16 protein-coding genes and 1 tRNA gene are annotated in these 15,757 nt (G+C 54.4%); 6 read left to right on the top strand and 11 right to left on the bottom strand.

Going from position 1 to position 15,757, the window contains the following annotated elements:
* Positions 1 to 6 precede the first annotated feature (6 nt).
* From Q9J32_RS06765 to pilB, 3 genes are all read left to right on the top strand, one after another.
* Positions 7 to 78: transfer RNA gene (locus tag Q9J32_RS06765), tRNA-Arg, on the top strand.
* An 86-nt stretch (positions 79 to 164) separates the two neighbouring features.
* Positions 165 to 320 (top strand): hypothetical protein, encoded by a 156-nt coding sequence (locus tag Q9J32_RS06760; protein WP_301885594.1) that lies wholly within the window; start codon positions 165 to 167, stop codon positions 318 to 320.
* 190 nt (positions 321 to 510) lie between these two features.
* Positions 511 to 2,187: a type IV-A pilus assembly ATPase PilB gene (gene pilB, locus Q9J32_RS06755; protein ID WP_118792469.1), complete on the top strand. Its 1,677-nt coding sequence runs from the start codon at positions 511 to 513 to the stop codon at positions 2,185 to 2,187.
* A gap of 84 nt (positions 2,188 to 2,271) precedes the next feature.
* On the opposite strand, the gene Q9J32_RS06750 is transcribed toward pilB, so the two are convergent.
* The 6 genes from Q9J32_RS06750 to Q9J32_RS06725 all read right to left on the bottom strand — a co-directional run bounded on the left by Q9J32_RS06750 (position 2,272) and on the right by Q9J32_RS06725 (position 7,014).
* On the bottom strand, positions 2,272 to 2,481 hold the full coding sequence (locus tag Q9J32_RS06750) for a DNA gyrase inhibitor YacG (RefSeq protein WP_301885593.1): 210 nt from the start codon (positions 2,479 to 2,481) through the stop codon (positions 2,272 to 2,274).
* Positions 2,474 to 3,106 (bottom strand): dephospho-CoA kinase, encoded by a 633-nt coding sequence (gene coaE / locus Q9J32_RS06745; RefSeq protein WP_301885592.1) that lies wholly within the window; start codon positions 3,104 to 3,106, stop codon positions 2,474 to 2,476. The genes Q9J32_RS06750 and coaE overlap by 8 nt, the downstream gene beginning before the upstream one ends.
* A gap of 1 nt (position 3,107) precedes the next feature.
* Positions 3,108 to 3,968 carry a prepilin peptidase gene (locus Q9J32_RS06740; protein ID WP_301885590.1) on the bottom strand — a complete coding sequence of 287 codons (861 nt, stop codon included), beginning with the start codon at positions 3,966 to 3,968 and terminating at the stop codon, positions 3,108 to 3,110.
* Positions 3,969 to 4,041: 73 nt separating this feature from the next.
* The gene (gene pilG / locus Q9J32_RS06735) at positions 4,042 to 5,274 is read right to left on the bottom strand and encodes a type 4 pilus assembly protein PilG (RefSeq protein WP_107819070.1); all 1,233 of its coding nucleotides are present in this window, start codon (positions 5,272 to 5,274) and stop codon (positions 4,042 to 4,044) included.
* Positions 5,275 to 5,453: 179 nt separating this feature from the next.
* Entirely contained in the window at positions 5,454 to 5,678 is a 225-nt protein-coding gene (locus Q9J32_RS06730) for a hypothetical protein (protein ID WP_301885589.1), read from the bottom strand.
* Between the two features lie 16 nt (positions 5,679 to 5,694).
* Positions 5,695 to 7,014, bottom strand: a complete 1,320-nt coding sequence (locus Q9J32_RS06725) for an MFS transporter (protein ID WP_301885588.1) — start codon at positions 7,012 to 7,014, stop codon at positions 5,695 to 5,697.
* Between the two features lie 317 nt (positions 7,015 to 7,331).
* On the opposite strand from Q9J32_RS06725, the gene pgi reads away from it, so the two are divergent.
* From pgi to fabI, 3 genes are all read left to right on the top strand, one after another.
* Positions 7,332 to 8,975 (top strand): glucose-6-phosphate isomerase, encoded by a 1,644-nt coding sequence (pgi, locus tag Q9J32_RS06720; RefSeq protein WP_304666849.1) that lies wholly within the window; start codon positions 7,332 to 7,334, stop codon positions 8,973 to 8,975.
* 214 nt (positions 8,976 to 9,189) lie between these two features.
* On the top strand, positions 9,190 to 10,011 hold the full coding sequence (gene dapD, locus Q9J32_RS06715) for a 2,3,4,5-tetrahydropyridine-2,6-dicarboxylate N-succinyltransferase (protein WP_301885585.1): 822 nt from the start codon (positions 9,190 to 9,192) through the stop codon (positions 10,009 to 10,011).
* 154 nt (positions 10,012 to 10,165) lie between these two features.
* Positions 10,166 to 10,951, top strand: coding sequence for an enoyl-ACP reductase FabI (gene fabI / locus Q9J32_RS06710; RefSeq protein ID WP_002223367.1), 786 nt, complete (start codon positions 10,166 to 10,168; stop codon positions 10,949 to 10,951).
* A 243-nt stretch (positions 10,952 to 11,194) separates the two neighbouring features.
* Here the strand turns inward: fabI and ilvE are convergent, their stop codons facing one another.
* The 5 genes from ilvE to Q9J32_RS06685 form a co-directional block, all read right to left on the bottom strand.
* Positions 11,195 to 12,193: a branched-chain-amino-acid transaminase gene (ilvE, locus tag Q9J32_RS06705; RefSeq protein ID WP_196979304.1), complete on the bottom strand. Its 999-nt coding sequence runs from the start codon at positions 12,191 to 12,193 to the stop codon at positions 11,195 to 11,197.
* Positions 12,194 to 12,274: 81 nt separating this feature from the next.
* Entirely contained in the window at positions 12,275 to 13,078 is an 804-nt protein-coding gene (locus Q9J32_RS06700; protein WP_301885583.1) for a LicD family protein, read from the bottom strand.
* A 74-nt stretch (positions 13,079 to 13,152) separates the two neighbouring features.
* Entirely contained in the window at positions 13,153 to 13,881 is a 729-nt protein-coding gene (locus tag Q9J32_RS06695; protein ID WP_301885581.1) for an NTP transferase domain-containing protein, read from the bottom strand.
* Positions 13,878 to 14,756, bottom strand: a complete 879-nt coding sequence (locus tag Q9J32_RS06690; RefSeq protein WP_301672803.1) for a DMT family transporter — start codon at positions 14,754 to 14,756, stop codon at positions 13,878 to 13,880. Before Q9J32_RS06690 ends, Q9J32_RS06695 begins: the two co-directional genes overlap by 4 nt.
* Entirely contained in the window at positions 14,756 to 15,676 is a 921-nt protein-coding gene (locus Q9J32_RS06685) for a choline kinase family protein (protein ID WP_301885580.1), read from the bottom strand. Before Q9J32_RS06685 ends, Q9J32_RS06690 begins: the two co-directional genes overlap by 1 nt.
* Positions 15,677 to 15,757 lie beyond the last annotated feature (81 nt).

Here is a 15,757-nt window from a genome sequence, read left to right as displayed (position 1 = left end):
TTTTGGCTCGCCATAGTTCAACGGATAGAACGTATGCCTCCTAAGCGTAAAATACAGGTTCGATTCCTGTTGGCGAGGCAGAATCCCTAAAATGGGGTTTCAAGCCGATGCAATGTGTAACAATCGGCGGTAACAAACCAAAGTAAAACAAGCCTTTCAGCGATATGAAAGGCTTTTTGCGTTGTACGGGAACTTTTTTGCCGGGAAACGGGGGGTTTTGGGGCGCATTTTTTAATGTGGATGATATGGCAGAAGAAGAAAATATTAATTTTGATGATGGCATAAAACCTTTTTACTCGGCTGTCAACGGGGATGGTTAAAAAAGTAATGCCCCCTTTGATGGGGCGCAATATATAAGGGAGGAGAGGCGTATGCCGTCCGTTTGCCGGGATATATGGAAATATGCCGAATTTGCAAGGCGGTTGTTTTTTTGATAATCTGTTCGCCGATAATATTCAATGACAAAAGTCATATTGGTATAACAATGAATAAGTTTGGGGATAAGGTCGTATGAGCGTAGGTTTGCTGAGGATTCTGGTTCAAAACCAGGTGGTTACTGTTGAGCAGGCCGAGCATTACTACAAGGAGTCGCAGGCGGGTAAAGAAGTATTGCCGATGCTGTTTTCAGACGGCGTCATTTCGCCCAAGTCGCTTGCGGCATTGATTGCGAGGGTGTTCAGTTATTCGGTTCTTGATTTGCGCCATTATCCGCGCCATAGGGTGCTGATGGGGGTGTTGACGGAGGAGCAGATGGTGGAGTTCCACTGTGTGCCGGTTTTCCGTCGGGACAACAAAGTATTTTTTGCGGTTTCCGATCCGACCCAGATGCCGCAAATTCAGAAAACCGTTTCTGCCGCAGGGATTGCGGTTGAGTTGGTCATTGTCGAGGATGACCAGTTGGCGGGTTTGCTCGATTGGGTGGGTTCGCGTTCGACATCGCTGCTTCAGGAGCTTGGAGAGGAGCAGGAGGAAGAGGAAAGCCACACCCTGTATATCGACAATGAGGAGGCTGAGGACGGCCCTGTTCCGAGGTTTATCCATAAAACTTTGTCTGATGCCTTGCGCAGCGGGGCATCAGACATCCATTTTGAGTTTTACGAACACAATGCCCGTATCCGTTTCCGTGTGGATGGGCAGCTCCGCGAGGTGGTTCAGCCGCCCATTGCGGTAAGGGGGCAGCTTGCTTCCCGGATTAAGGTGATGTCGCGTTTGGACATTTCCGAAAAACGGATACCGCAGGACGGCAGGATGCAGCTGACCTTTCAAAAGGGCGGCAAGCCTATCGATTTCCGTGTCAGCACATTGCCGACGCTGTTTGGCGAAAAGGTCGTGATGCGGATTTTGAATTCCGATGCCGCGTCTTTGAACATCGACCAGCTCGGTTTTGAGCCGTTTCAGAAAAAATTGTTGTTGGAAGCGATTCACCGTCCTTACGGGATGGTGCTGGTAACCGGTCCGACGGGTTCGGGTAAGACGGTGTCGCTCTATACCTGTTTGAATATTTTGAATACGGAGTCGGTAAATATTGCAACGGCGGAAGACCCTGCCGAGATTAACCTGCCGGGCATCAATCAGGTTAACGTCAATGAGAAGCAGGGGCTGACTTTTGCCGCTGCTTTGAAGTCTTTCCTGCGTCAGGATCCGGACATCATTATGGTCGGTGAGATTCGTGATTTGGAAACTGCCGATATTGCGATTAAGGCGGCACAAACAGGGCATATGGTGTTTTCCACCCTGCACACCAATAATGCGCCGGCGACGTTGTCGCGTATGCTGAATATGGGTGTCGCGCCGTTTAATATTGCCAGTTCGGTCAGCCTGATTATGGCGCAGCGTCTTTTACGCAGGCTGTGTTCGAGCTGCAAACAGGAAGTGGAACGCCCGTCTGCCTCTGCTTTGAAGGAAGTCGGTTTCACCGATGAGGATCTTGCAAAAGATTGGAAACTTTACCGCGCCGTCGGTTGCGACCGTTGCCGGGGGCAGGGTTATAAGGGGCGTGCGGGCGTGTATGAGGTTATGCCCATCAGCGAAGAAATGCAGCGTGTGATTATGAACAACGGTACGGAAGTGGATATTTTGGACGTTGCCTATAAGGAGGGTATGGTGGATTTGCGCCGGGCCGGTTTGTTGAAAGTTATGCAGGGCATTACTTCATTGGAAGAGGTAACGGCAAATACCAACGATTAGGTTTGAGAATGAAAATGCCGTCTGAAGCGTGTTTGTTTCAGACGGCATTTGACTTTCAGGGTGATTGCCGGGAAGGCGGGGCGGTCAGCGGTATGCCCCGTCGGGTTCGGATATTTCCGGCAAACTTTCCGTTTGGCCGGAAACTGTATATTTCCCGTCTGCCCATCCGCCCAAGTCGATCAGTTTGCAGCGTTGCGAACAGAATGGGCGGAATGCGTTTTCCGGTTCCCATATTACTGCCGTTTGACAGGTCGGACATTTGACTTGAAGGCGTGTTTGCCGCGATTCAGCCATTGTGTTTTCCTTGTGTTGGTTTTGAGGCGAAAATCCCTGAATAAAACGCGTGCAGGCGCATTGTTTTCTCACGCAGGCTTTTGAGGTTGCCGTCATTGAGCAGCACATCGTCTGCAAGCAGCAGGCGTTCGGATTCGGATGCCTGATGGCTGATGATGTCCGCCACTTCGCCGCGCGTCAGCCCGCTGCGGGCCATCACCCTGCCGATACGTTTTTCCAAAGGTGCGCTTATGGTCAGGACACGCCGTATCAGGCTGATAAATTGACGCTTTTCCGTCAGCAGCGGGATTTCGACAATGCCGTAGGTCGCATCGGTAAAGGTTTCTTGCTGTTTTTTGATTTCTGAGAAAATCAGCGGCAACATCACGGATTCGAGCAAGGCTTTGCGCGATGGGGAGGCAAAGATTTCTTTACGCAATATGTCGCGCCGCAACAAACCCTGTGTGTCGAAAACGGTGTCGCCGAACAGCCGCCTGATTTCCGGCAGGGCGATGCCGTCTGAAGCCGTCAGCGAGTGCGCTGCCGCATCCGCATCGATGCGCGGCACGCCCAAATCGGCAAAACATTGCGCGGCTGCCGATTTGCCGCTGCCGATTCCTCCGGTCAGCCCGACCCATACCGTCATCTTACAGCACCGGATGGGTCAGCCACCAGTTGACCGCCCGCCATACGGAATCGTTTGCCGTAAAAATTATCCAGCCCGAAACTGTCAGTGCGGGACCGAAGGCAAAATGTTGCCCCTTGGCGATGCGCATAACGATTGCCGCAATCAAACCGATCAGTGAGGAAACAAAAATCAGCACGGGCAATGCGGATATGCCGAGCCACGCGCCCAATGCGGCAATCAGTTTGAAATCTCCGTTGCCCATACCGGTTTCGCCTTTAATCAGTTTATATACCGCGCATAAAAGCCATATCGAACCATAGCCGGCAACCGCACCTAAAACGGCAGACTGCAAAGGCACGAAGCCGCCGTCCAAATTAAATATCAGCCCCAGCCAAATCAAGGGTAATGTCATCGAGTCGGGCAGGTATTGGGTGTCCGCATCGATAAAGGTCAGGGAAATCAGAAACGCAGTCAGCACCAATCCGCCCAGCGTAATCCAAGACCAGCCGTATTGCCAGGCGACCAGCCCGAACAATACGCCGGTCAGCAGCTCGATTAAGGGATAACGTATGCTGATTTTTGTGCGGCAGGAGGCGCATTTGCCGCGCAGGAGCAGGTAGCTGACAATCGGGATGTTCTGCCACGCGCGTATCGGTGTGCGACATTTCGGACAGCAGGAATCCGGCTTCATCAGGTTGAAGGTACGGCTTTCCTCGTCGGTCAGCGGCAGGTTTAAATGTTCTTTGGCAAATACCGTCCAGCCGCGTTCCATCATAACGGGCACGCGGTAAATGACGACATTCAGGAAGCTGCCGACCAGCAGCCCCAAAACCGCCGCCAAAGGTACGGCAAACGGAGGCAGTACAGATAAAGCAAACATATTTTGCCCTCGATATATTCAAAGCAAAAACAAACCGGCGCAGAATCAATCCGCGCCGGATCCGTATGACGGGTCAGCCGACCACGTTGCCCAAGTTGAACAACGGCAGATACATAGCGACCAGAAGCGTACCGATGACCAAGCCCAAAATCACAATAATAATCGGCTCCATCATAGCGGACAGCCTGCCGACCGCATTGTCCACCTCGTCTTCATAAAATTCGGCGGCTTTGTTTAGCATATCGTCCAAAGAACCCGATTCCTCGCCGATGGAGGACATCTGCACCATCATATTGGGGAACAGTTCCGTCGCACGCATCCCCGAAGTCATAGACAGGCCTTGGATGACGCGCGTACGGATTTCCCGGGTGGCTTCTTCATAGATTAAATTGCCCGCCGCACCGGCGGTGGAGTCCAAGACATCGACCAAAGGCACGCCTGCCGCAATCAGTGTCGCCGTCGTCCTGCCCCAGCGGGCAATCGTCCCTTTGCGGACGATGTCTCCGAAAATCGGCATACGCAGCAGCAGGGCATCCATACGCCGTTGGATTTTAATCGAACGCGCCTTCAATTTGAGGAAGCCGTATATGGCAAAGCCGAGTGCGATCAGCACCATCCAGCCGTATGAGACGAAAAAGTCGGACATATCCATCACTGTTTGGGTCAGTGCGGGAAGCTCCGCGCCCATATTGGCGTAAACCTCTTTAAAGGCGGGCAGTACGAAAATCATCATCACGAATACCAAACCGATGGCGACGGCGATGACGGATACCGGATAGGTCAGCGCGGTTTTTACCTTTTTGCGGATGGCCTGGGTTTTTTCCTTGTAAACTGCCAATTTGTCCAACAGGCTTTCCAACACGCCGCCCGTTTCGCCCGCCGCAACCAGGTTGCAGTAGAAGCGGTCGAAATATTTAGGGTGGTTGGAGAATGCGCGGCTCAACGTGCTGCCCTGTTCCACATTGTTGCGGATTTCCATCAGCATTTCCGTCATAGACGGGTTGCCGTGTCCGCGCGCCACAATTTCAAACGCCTGCATCAACGGAAGGCCCGCTTTAATCATCGTGGACAACTGGCGGGTGAAGACGGTAATGTCTTCTTGTGTGATTTTGCGCTTGGAGCTTGTTTTCACACGGGTAATCTGCAACGGGCGGATGCCGCGTTTGGCCAGTTTTTTGCGCGCCTCTTCTTCGGTAAACGCGGATACTTCGCCGTTGACCAGTTTGTCGGAGGCGGAATGCCTGCCTTCAAAGATAAAGCGTTTTTCTTTCTTTGCGAACAAAGAAAATCCCCCATTTTTAGCCATATTCTAGCCCCGTAAAGTAATTGGAATAAAGTATAGAAATATTGTTAAAACAACAGTATCGGTGTTTTCCGATAATATAGGGTCAGCCGTCCGCCCGTTTGCGGAGTGCAAATGGGACGGAATCGGGTGCAATTATACCTTATTAAACGGTTGTCTGACATCTATGCATCTGCAATGTTTCAATATGCAGTGCCGCACACAAGGTGCAGCCCTTTATTGCCCTGATTTGGAAGGGTCTGTACTCCTTTCGAATAAACCAAAAATCTATTGTTTTCAGAGGTACGTTCTAACCGGTAAGGAAGTTTTTCGGAATGCCCGTTTATTTTTAAAAGACCGGTGTGAGGGTGTTTTGTGGTGTTCGGAAAACAAGATGCCGTCTGAAAACGGTTGTCTTCAGACGGCATGGGGCAGGCGGATGTATCAGGATTCGGACGGTTTGCCTTTGGTTTTGATGCCCAGCGTCAGGACGGCGGCGACGGCGAGGAAAATGCCGGCGAAGGTCATGGCGTTGGCAGGGTTTGCGCCGAGGAAGGTGTTGTAAACCCAGCCGAAGGTTACGGTTTCGATCAGCATGGGGATGACGATCATCATGTTGACGATGCCCATGTACACGCCGTAACGCGCTTTGGGGATGGAGTTGACGACAATCATGAACGGCACGCCCATCATACTTGCCCAACCTGCGCCGAAACCGATCATGGGTGCGAACATGAGGTATTTGTCGGAAATGTGGGGAATTGCCAACAGTGCGGCGGCAGCAAGGGAAACGGCGAAGGCGTGGACGTATTTGGCGGCGTATTTGCGTGCAAGCCACATCAGTCCGAACGCGGAAACGAAGGTTACGATGTTGTAGAAACCGTTGACCAGACCCGTCCAGGCGACTGCCTGTTCGTAGGCGGCTTTGTCGGCGGCGGTCGAGTGCCAGACGGATTGGACGATGCTGTGGGAGATGTATTGCCAGTAGATGAAGAGGGCGTACCACTGGAAGAGGTACACAAGGGCGAGCTGCCACAGGGTTTTGGGCATTTCTTTGATGGCGGCGAAGATGTCTTTGACTGCCCCCAAGGGATTGCCCGTTTTGGCTTTCAACTCGGCGGCTTCTTTGCCTGTGGGCATTTTTTCCTGCGTGGAGAGGATGGTAATGAGCACCGAGCCGATGGAACAGGCCGCGCCGATGTAGAAGGAACCGAATACCCAGTAGGGGATGCCTGCTTCGGAGGTTTGTTTGAGCCAGCCGATTTGTTGGAAGATGTAGAGGGAGACGTTTGCCAGCGTGATGCCCAATCCGGTAAACACGGACTGCATCAGAAAGCCGGTAGGCTGCTGTTTCTCGGGAACGGTGTCGGCAACGAAGGCGCGGAAGGGTTCCATGGCGGTGTTGTTGCTGATGTCGAGCAGCCAGAGCAGCATGACGGCGACCCACAGGGCGGTAACGTGCGGATAGATGAAGAGGCAGAGGCTGCACCCGATTGCGCCGATGAGGAAATACGGACGGCGGCGACCCAGGCCGGGTATCCAAGTGCGGTCGGACATCGCGCCGATGATGGGCTGCACGAGCAGTCCGGTAATCGGGCCCGCCATATTGAGTACGGGCAGTTGTGCGGGGTCGGCCTGAAGAAAGCTGAAGATGGGGTTGATGGCGGTCTGCTGCAAACCGAAGCTGTATTGGATGCCGAAGAATCCGAAGTTCATCAGCATGATTTGGCGAAGCGTCATTGCCGTTTGTGGGGAAACCTTCATATCGACCTGCTCCTGAGGAAAATGGGAAGAAACAACAATTTGCGAAGCGGTGTGCCGTTTTCTTTTGCCAACCGTGCCGTCGTGCGGCATCTTGTAGGTATCTTACAGACGATAACCCCCGTCTTTCATTCGATTACAAAGAATAGCACAAGTTTTTTGCATCCTGCACCTTCATCGGTATCCTGCTTGATAAAAATCAATTCTGCTGCCGTCTGAAAGCGGGGCGTAGTGTTTCCGTAATTCGCCAAAGCCGCTGCCGTTTGTTAAACTACATTCTGCTACATTTTAATCCGGTTCTGAAAAATCAAGGAAAACAGATGGATGCTTTTACCCGTGCATGGCATGCGCTTGAACGCCACAATCAGGATACGCGTTATGTCCTTTTGCGCGACCGTTTTGCTGCCGAACCCGACCGTTTTGAGCGTATGCATGAGCGTTTGGACGGGATGTTGTTCGATTACAGCAAAAACCGTTTGGGCGAAGATACGCTGCAACTGCTCTGCCGTCTTGCGGAGACGGCGGATTTGGAAGGGAAAATGCGTGCTTTGCGGACGGGTGCGAAAGTCAACGGCAGCGAGGGGCGTGCCGCGCTGCATACGGCTTTGCGCCTGCCCGACGGTGCGGATGCCGTTTGTGCGGACGGTAAAAATGTGCTGCCCGAAATCCGCCGCGAGTTAAATCGTGCGTTGAAGTTTGCATACAGTTTGGACGACGGTTCGTACAAGGGGGCGACGGGAAGGCGGATTACGGATTTTGTCCACATCGGCATAGGCGGATCCGACCTCGGGCCGGCAATGTGCGTTCAGGCACTCGAGCCGTTCAGACGGCATATCGCCGTCCATTTTGCCGCCAACGCCGATCCTGCCTGCCTGGATGCGGTTTTATGCCGTCTGAACCCTGAAACGGCGGTGTTTTGCGTTGCCAGCAAGTCCTTTAAAACGCCCGAAACCCTGCTCAATGCACAGGCAGTCAAGGCGTGGTATCGCGGTGCGGGATTCCCGGAATCCGAAACAGCACGCCATTTTTGCGCGGTATCTGCCGATACGGAAGCGGCGCAAAGTTTCGGCATTGCGGCGGAACGTGTGTTTGCGATGTACGACTGGGTGGGCGGACGCTATTCCGTCTGGTCGCCTGTCGGGCTTCCTGTGATGGTCGCTGTCGGTGGGGCGTGTTTTCGGGAATTGTTGGCGGGGGCGCACGCGATGGACAGGCATTTTTTCAGTACGCCGACGCGTCATAATATCCCCGTTTTAATGGCACTGATTGCCGTGTGGTACAACAATTTCCAGCACGCGGACGGGCAGACCGCCGTTCCGTACAGCCACAACCTGCGCCTGCTGCCGGCGTGGCTGAACCAGCTCGATATGGAGAGTTTGGGCAAAAGCCGCGCTTCAGACGGCAGTCCCGCCGTATGCAAAACGGGCGGCATCGTGTTCGGCGGTGAAGGGGTCAACTGCCAGCACGCCTATTTCCAACTGCTTCATCAAGGCACGCGCCTGATTCCCTGCGACTTTATCGTCCCGGTGACGGCGCAGGGCGTGGAGGACGGACGCAGCCGTTTTACTGTTGCCAACGCCTTTGCACAGGCTGAAGCCTTGATGAAGGGCAAAACCTTAGACGAAGCACGCGCCGAACTGGCAGATTTGCCCGAAGCGGAACGCGAACGTCTCGCGCCGCACAAAGAGTTCCCCGGCAACCGCCCCAGCAACAGCATCCTGCTCGACCGCCTCACGCCCTACAATTTGGGTATGCTGATGGCGGCTTACGAACACAAAACCTTTGTACAAGGTGTAATCTGGAACATCAATCCCTTTGATCAGTGGGGGGTTGAGTACGGCAAACAGTTGGCAAAAACCATCATCGGCGAACTGGAAGGCGGCACGTCCGTACACGATGCCTCGACCGAAGGGCTGATGGCGTTTTACCGCGAATGCCGTCTGAAAGGCGGCGGCGCGGCATAAAGGTACTGCCGCCGCCGTTCTGTATTGATTCGGGCGCGGAAAAAGGCATAAGCCCGCCGCCCGCCCGATTCCGAAACGCCAATGTTCGGCAACCGCCCGCGTATTGCTGACGAATATGCGTTTGCGTGGCACAATAGCGCATTCATTTCAAATGAACATACTGCCTGAAAATACCGGCAAGCGTCCCACGAAACATCTCACATAAGGAAACATTATGTCTTTGCAAAACATCATCGAAACCGCCTTTGAAAACCGCGCGGACATCACTCCAACCACCGTTACTCCCGAAGTTAAAGAAGCCGTGTTGGAAACCATCCGCCAACTTGACTCAGGCAAACTGCGCGTTGCCGAACGCTTGGGCGTGGGCGAGTGGAAAGTCAACGAATGGGCGAAAAAAGCCGTGTTGCTGTCCTTCCGTATCCAAGACAACGAAGTCCTCAACGACGGCGTGAACAAATACTTTGACAAAGTGCCGACCAAGTTTGCCGACTGGTCTGAAGACGAATTCCGCAGCGCAGGTTTCCGTGCAGTTCCGGGTGCGGTTGCCCGACGCGGCAGCTTTGTGGCGAAAAATGTCGTGCTGATGCCGTCTTACGTCAACATCGGCGCATACGTTGACGAAGGTGCGATGGTCGATACTTGGGCGACCGTCGGCTCTTGCGCGCAAATCGGTAAAAACGTCCACTTGAGCGGCGGCGTCGGCATCGGCGGCGTACTCGAACCCCTGCAAGCCGCCCCGACCATTATTGAAGACAACTGCTTCATCGGTGCGCGTTCTGAAATCGTTGAGGGCGTGATTGTCGAAGAAGGCAGCGTGATTTCGATGGGCGTGTTCATCGGCCAATCCACCAAAATCTTTGACCGTACTACCGGCGAAATCTACCAAGGCCGCGTACCGGCAGGTTCGGTCGTCGTGTCCGGCAGCATGCCTTCCAAAGACGGCAGCCACAGCCTCTACTGCGCCGTCATCGTCAAACGCGTGGACGCGCAAACCCGTGCGAAAACCAGCGTGAACGAATTGTTGCGCGGCATCTGATGCCTTAAACCGTATTTGAAACGTCCAATGCCGTCTGAAATCCGCTTCAGACGGCATTGCCGTTTGCACGCTGCAACGTGAAAACACAGAAACAGGGACAATTTGCTATAATCAACGGTTTAGAACGAACCGAACACTATTTGAAGGATACAAAATGGGTTTTCTGCAAGGCAAAAAAATTCTGATTACCGGCATGATTTCCGAGCGTTCCATCGCTTACGGCATCGCCAAAGCCTGCCGCGAACAAGGCGCGGAACTGGCGTTTACCTACGTTGTGGACAAACTGGAAGAGCGCGTCCGCAAAATGGCGGCGGAATTGGATTCTGAACTCGTATTCCGCTGCGATGTCGCCAGCGACGACGAAATCAACCAAGTGTTCGCCGATTTGGGCAAACATTGGGACGGCTTGGACGGTTTGGTGCATTCCATCGGCTTCGCGCCGAAAGAAGCCTTGAGCGGCGACTTCCTCGACAGCATCAGCCGCGAAGCGTTCAACACCGCACACGAAATTTCCGCATACAGCCTGCCCGCATTGGCAAAAGCCGCCCGTCCGATGATGCGCGGCAGAAACTCCGCCATCGTCGCCCTGAGCTACTTGGGCGCGGTGCGCGCGATTCCGAACTACAACGTGATGGGTATGGCAAAAGCCAGCCTTGAGGCAGGCATCCGCTTTACCGCCGCCTGCCTGGGCAAAGAAGGCATCCGCTGCAACGGCATTTCCGCCGGCCCGATTAAAACGCTTGCCGCCTCCGGCATCGCCGATTTCGGCAAACTCTTGGGACACGTCGCCGCCCACAATCCCCTCCGCCGCAACGTTACCATCGAAGAAGTCGGCAATACCGCCGCCTTCCTGCTATCTGACCTGTCGTCCGGCATTACCGGCGAAATTACTTATGTTGACGGCGGTTACAGCATCAATGCCTTGAGCACCGAGGGATAATCCGCCGTTTTCAAATCCGTGCGCCGTCCGTACCGCATATCGGTTTCGGGCGGCGGTTTGCCGTCTGAAGCGTATTTCCAGAGAAATGTCCGACTTGCGGCAGGCGGGATGGGAAATGCGGACGCTTGTTTTAACCGATTGCCTTTGTGCTGACTTGCTACAGGCGCGGCGGAAACGGTCCGAACGCGAAAATGCCGTCTGAAACGCCAAACGGGTTTCAGACGGCATTTTTTATTTAAAGCATCAGCACACTTCAACCAGCCAGCCGTATTTGTCTTCCGCCAAACCATACTGGATGTCGGTAATCGCCTTACGGATGGCATAGCCGCGTTCTTGGCTTTTCACTTCGATTTCTTTGCCGCCGATGACGAAGGAAGTAACGGGCGAGATGACGGCTGCCGTACCGGTCAAAATGGCTTCCGCACCGTTTTCCACCGCAGCTTTGAGTTCGTCAACCGTGAAATTGCGTTCGCTGACGGTATAGCCCAAATCTTTGGCAACCGTCAGTACGGAATCGCGGGTTACGCCGTGCAAAAACTCGTCGGTCAGCGGTTTGGTAATGATTTCATCGCCGTTAATCAGGATAAAGTTAGACGCGCCGGTTTCTTGTACGTCGCCGTTCGGGCAGAACAGGACTTGATTTGCGCCATATTCGGCTTTCGCCTTCAGCACCCAGTGCATGGCGGAAGCGTAGTTGCCGCCGCATTTGACGCGGCCCATATGCGGGGCGCAGCGGATGTGTTCGGTTTCCACCAAGATTTTAACGGGCGAGCCGACTTTGAAATAGTCGCCGACGGGGGAAGCCAAAATATACAGCAGGGCGGTTTCGGAAGGAGAACCGGCCTTGCCGATAACGGGATCGGTACCGATTAAGGTCGGGCGCAGGTACAGCGCGGCAGGCGCATCGGGAATTTCATCGGCAGCGCGTTTAACCAATTCAACCAAAGCATCGAGATAAGCTTGGGTTTCGGGGCGCGGCAGGTGCAAAATGTCCGCACTTTGCTGCATGCGCGCGATATTGGCAGTCGGACGGAACAGCACGATTTTGCCGTCTGCCTGACGGAAAGCTTTCAGTCCCTCGAAACATTCGCTGCCGTAGTGCAGGGCGTGCGCACCCGGTGCGAGGGAGAGGTCTTGGGAAGATTGCCATTCGGTCGGCTGCCATTTGCCTTCGCGGTAGGCGAGGACGGGCATTTGACTGTGAAAAACGCTGCCGAATACGGCGGGTACGGGTCTGCTCATGATGTAAAGCCTTTCTTGTTCGGATATGTATTCGGACATTTTAATCCGTATCGGGGACGGATGACAATCTGCCGGCCGCGCTCATTCGGACAACAGGTATGCTTCGGACGTATGGTGCGGTTTCCGTTCTTCTTCGGGCGGCAGCCGCATATAGTCGCCGTAATATTGCGTCAGGTGTTCGTGGTAGCCGTTCATCACTTGAAACTGCCTGCCCTCGAATGTTTTATAGACGACGCTGTCGAAATATTTTTTAGGCATATAGGATTTCCGCCAGCCGCCGTAGTCGGACAAAACCAAACCGATGAAACCGCATTCCCGAATCGGGTAGGCGGTTTGGAACTGTTGCAGGTTGCGCGTCATTTTGTCGAACAGGAAACGGCTCAGGCTGCCGAGGATTTTGTATTTCAGGCTGCCTTCTTTTGCTTTCAGCCACCTTTTTTTGCAGGAAGAAAAGCGCAGCTTGATGCGGCGGTGTTTTTTCATCATACGGAAAATGGTTTTTGGCTCGTCCGGCACGCCGTCATAAATGAAAATGTCGATAAATAAAGGACTTTTTTTGCCGTATGCGTCGATGAGTTCTGCACGCGGGTCGAAGATTTTTGCCATTTCCCCGGTATGTCGGGCGCGGATGTCTTCGGCGGTTTCCAAAAAATAGTGCGGGTGCGCGGTTTTTTGCCAAACGCCGACAAATTTTTGATATTCGTCGCGGTGCATATAAACGTCGATGTCGTCGTCCCAAGGGATGAAGCCTTGGTGGCGTATCGCGCCGATCAGTGTGCCGCCGCCGAGCGAATAGCGGATGCCGTGCCGTTCGCACAGGGCGTGGAAATCGTCCAAAATGTCGAGGCAGACAAGCTGTTGTTCCCTGAGTGTCAGTTTTTTCATTTAAATTCCTTTCCGGTTGAAACGCCGTCATCCGTAGCGGCAAACCTGTTCGGGCAATACGGTAGGGGCGTGTTTTATGCGCCGCCTTGCGCGTCGGAGCATTGCCGCTCTTTAAGGGGGGAGAGTTGCCGCAAGATGGCGCGGTAGTCTTCTTGGTCGTCCATTTCAAATATGTCGCCGCTGCCGAGCAGCTCGGTGCGGATGTCCAGTTTGCCGAGGTGTTCCATCGGGATGTTGTCCCAATAGAGTTTGGGGTTTTCCAAGCGTTCCGCGCCGGCGTATGCCCCGAGCAGGTTTAAGACGGTGCGGCAGTCTTCCGCCGTCCAGTAAGACACGCCCGACAGGCTGGGGCGGGATTGGGAACCGATGTCGATGCGGACGACCCGTCCGGCGCCGTCTGAAACGGGCAGCCATTCGTTGTGCGTGCGGGCGCGGACGACGGTGAAATAGGTGCTGTGCCGCGGGCGGTTTAAAAAAATATTGCGTCCGAGCACCACGTCGGCATCGACGACGTAGCAGCCGTTGAAAAAATCACGCGCCAGCGAAAAGGAATAGATGCTGTTGTATTCCCGATATTTTTCGTTGTGAATCAAAATACAGCCGTATTTTTCTTGAAGATAATCGAATTGCCGGTGCAAATGGCCGGTTACGACGGCGATATTGCTTATGCCGGCTTCGTGCAGGAAGGACAGCGTCCTTTCGAGGTTGGGCGTGCCGCAGATGTCCAAAAGGGCTTTGTGGACGGTTTGCGTCATTTCTTTAAAGCGGCTGCCCAGCCCCGCCGCCAAAATAATGGCATTCATATTTCACCTTTCCGCCCGCACAGGCTCAATGCCGCGCCGGTTCCCAACAAAACCGCCCACATTATGGCGGACGGCGGAACCGGGTGGCGGTAAACGAAGAACCCCAAAACCATCGCCCAAACAGGATAGGTGATGTTCAAGGCCATCGCCTTGAGGGGTTTCAACAGATAAATCGCCTGATAATAACAGGCATAAGACAACGCGCCGAAGGCAATGATGCCGATGATGCGCGCGTCGTACAAATCGGAGGGGTTTAAAGAAAACCCCCGGGCAGACAGGCAGACAAGGATCAGCAGGTAGCCGCATACCGATCCGCACAGGCGCAAACAATAAACCTGAAGGCCGGAGAGCGTACGCATCGTCCGGGCAGACAAAACAACCTCGAGCGACCAGCCCGAAACGCACACCGCGATACAAACCAACCCCAAAGCGTTCAGTCCGCCCCGTCCGCCCGCATCCGCAGCCAAGCCCGCCGAAGAGAGTACCGCCAGCGCGAAACCGGCACGCGCCGCCGCCCCCGTGCGTTCCTTTAAAAACCAAGCCGACAAAGCCGCCGCCAATACGGGGAACAGGGACGATAAAGGCGCTGCGTAATATACCGTCAGGTAATGGATGCCCAAAAGGTATGCCGACATACCGACCGGCCCGCCGAGCAGTCCCGACAACACGGGCCGCCAAAAAACGCCGCGAAACCCCGGCCGCCCGCCGCTCCCCAAGCCCGCCCACACTGCCGACAAAGAACACAAATCAATCAAAAACAGCAAAAAAACCATCTGTCCGAATGCCGCGCCGCGCGCAAACGGCAAACGGTCGAACAACAGGCCGGAAGCCGCCCAAAATACCGCCGAGGCCGCTCCGAACAGATAACCGCGCATCACGGCAGCACCGCCGACAGTTCAAACGCAGCAGCCAGCCGCCGTGCCGCATAACCGCCGAAATCTTCACCCTGTTCCTCTTTAACCTTCGTCCACAAAAACCACAGCACGTTTTGGCAAAACCGGTGGATGGTCAGGCGCGCCGCCGCGTCCCGCGCCGAAATGCAGTCTGAAGCCCCGCCGGCAAAATAGGCTTCCAGCAGGCAGTCTGTCGCTTCAGACGGCATCCGCCCCTCCTCGATAACGGCGGCAAGGTCGAACAAGGGGTCGTTCATACCCGAATACTCCCAATCGATAAAAAACAGCCTCTCCCCCTGCAGCAGCATATTTTCCGGTACCAAATCATTGTGGCACGGGTGCAGGGGCAGTTTCCGGCATACGCCTTCCAGCCGCCAAAAAGCATCCGCGAGCCTGTCCATACGCGCGTCTGCCTTCAGGAACAAATCCTTGTCCTGCAATAAGGAGAAATACCGGCGGAATGCGTCAAAGGCATTGAATGTGTTGCGGAAGGCGAAGTTTCCGCCGTGCAGCCGACGCAGGTTGCCTGCAATCAGGCGCAGGCAGCGTCCGTCTTGCAGTTGCGTTTGATTTAAGGGCGCGCCGTTTTCCAGATAACGCGTCAGCTTCACTCCGCTTCGCACATCCAAAACAGGCGTTTCCACATTCAAACCAGCGCGGTACGCCAAATCATTGTTGAATGCCTCGTGCTCCCGGTCGATTAAGGTGGCGCGGGCGGGATGGGGCAGGCGCAGGACGAATTTCCCGCCGGGTAGGTCCAGCAGGATATTTTGGTTGGTCATCCCCCCGATGGGGGAGAAGGGGACGGCGTGGCGCGTGAGAAAATCAAATACTTCGTCAGGCTTGCGGCAGGTTCGGGCAAAGCCTACAATTTTATTGATTGATTGATTGATTGATTGCATGGCATTTCTGTATCGGCGCGGGGAGTTTGTCTTTGCATATTTTAGCATTGCGGCCTGTCCGTGTCAGCGGCTTCCCTATCC

Source organism: Neisseria uirgultaei (genome assembly GCF_962719845.1).
Lineage (GTDB): Bacteria > Pseudomonadota > Gammaproteobacteria > Burkholderiales > Neisseriaceae > Neisseria > Neisseria bergeri.
This window is presented reverse-complemented; position numbering and strand designations above follow the sequence as displayed.

Bases quoted from the DNA above. Each gene is read 5' to 3' on its own strand.
- coaE (WP_301885592.1), bottom strand. From the start codon at position 3,106: ATGACGGTATGGGTCGGGCTGACCGGAGGAATCGGCAGCGGCAAATCG.
- Q9J32_RS06695 (WP_301885581.1), bottom strand. From the start codon at position 13,881: ATGAATGCCATTATTTTGGCGGCGGGGCTGGGCAGCCGCTTTAAAGAA.
- Q9J32_RS06725 (WP_301885588.1), bottom strand. From the start codon at position 7,014: ATGAAGGTTTCCCCACAAACGGCAATGACGCTTCGCCAAATCATGCTG.
- Q9J32_RS06730 (WP_301885589.1), bottom strand. From the start codon at position 5,678: ATGCCGTCTGAAGACAACCGTTTTCAGACGGCATCTTGTTTTCCGAAC.
- pilB (WP_118792469.1), top strand. From the start codon at position 511: ATGAGCGTAGGTTTGCTGAGGATTCTGGTTCAAAACCAGGTGGTTACT.
- Q9J32_RS06700 (WP_301885583.1), bottom strand. From the start codon at position 13,078: ATGAAAAAACTGACACTCAGGGAACAACAGCTTGTCTGCCTCGACATT.
- ilvE (WP_196979304.1), bottom strand. From the start codon at position 12,193: ATGAGCAGACCCGTACCCGCCGTATTCGGCAGCGTTTTTCACAGTCAA.
- pgi (WP_304666849.1), top strand. From the start codon at position 7,332: ATGGATGCTTTTACCCGTGCATGGCATGCGCTTGAACGCCACAATCAG.
- Q9J32_RS06690 (WP_301672803.1), bottom strand. From the start codon at position 14,756: ATGCGCGGTTATCTGTTCGGAGCGGCCTCGGCGGTATTTTGGGCGGCT.
- Q9J32_RS06750 (WP_301885593.1), bottom strand. From the start codon at position 2,481: ATGGCTGAATCGCGGCAAACACGCCTTCAAGTCAAATGTCCGACCTGT.
- Q9J32_RS06740 (WP_301885590.1), bottom strand. From the start codon at position 3,968: ATGTTTGCTTTATCTGTACTGCCTCCGTTTGCCGTACCTTTGGCGGCG.
- Q9J32_RS06685 (WP_301885580.1), bottom strand. From the start codon at position 15,676: ATGCAATCAATCAATCAATCAATCAATAAAATTGTAGGCTTTGCCCGA.
- pilG (WP_107819070.1), bottom strand. From the start codon at position 5,274: ATGGCTAAAAATGGGGGATTTTCTTTGTTCGCAAAGAAAGAAAAACGC.
- dapD (WP_301885585.1), top strand. From the start codon at position 9,190: ATGTCTTTGCAAAACATCATCGAAACCGCCTTTGAAAACCGCGCGGAC.
- Q9J32_RS06760 (WP_301885594.1), top strand. From the start codon at position 165: ATGAAAGGCTTTTTGCGTTGTACGGGAACTTTTTTGCCGGGAAACGGG.
- fabI (WP_002223367.1), top strand. From the start codon at position 10,166: ATGGGTTTTCTGCAAGGCAAAAAAATTCTGATTACCGGCATGATTTCC.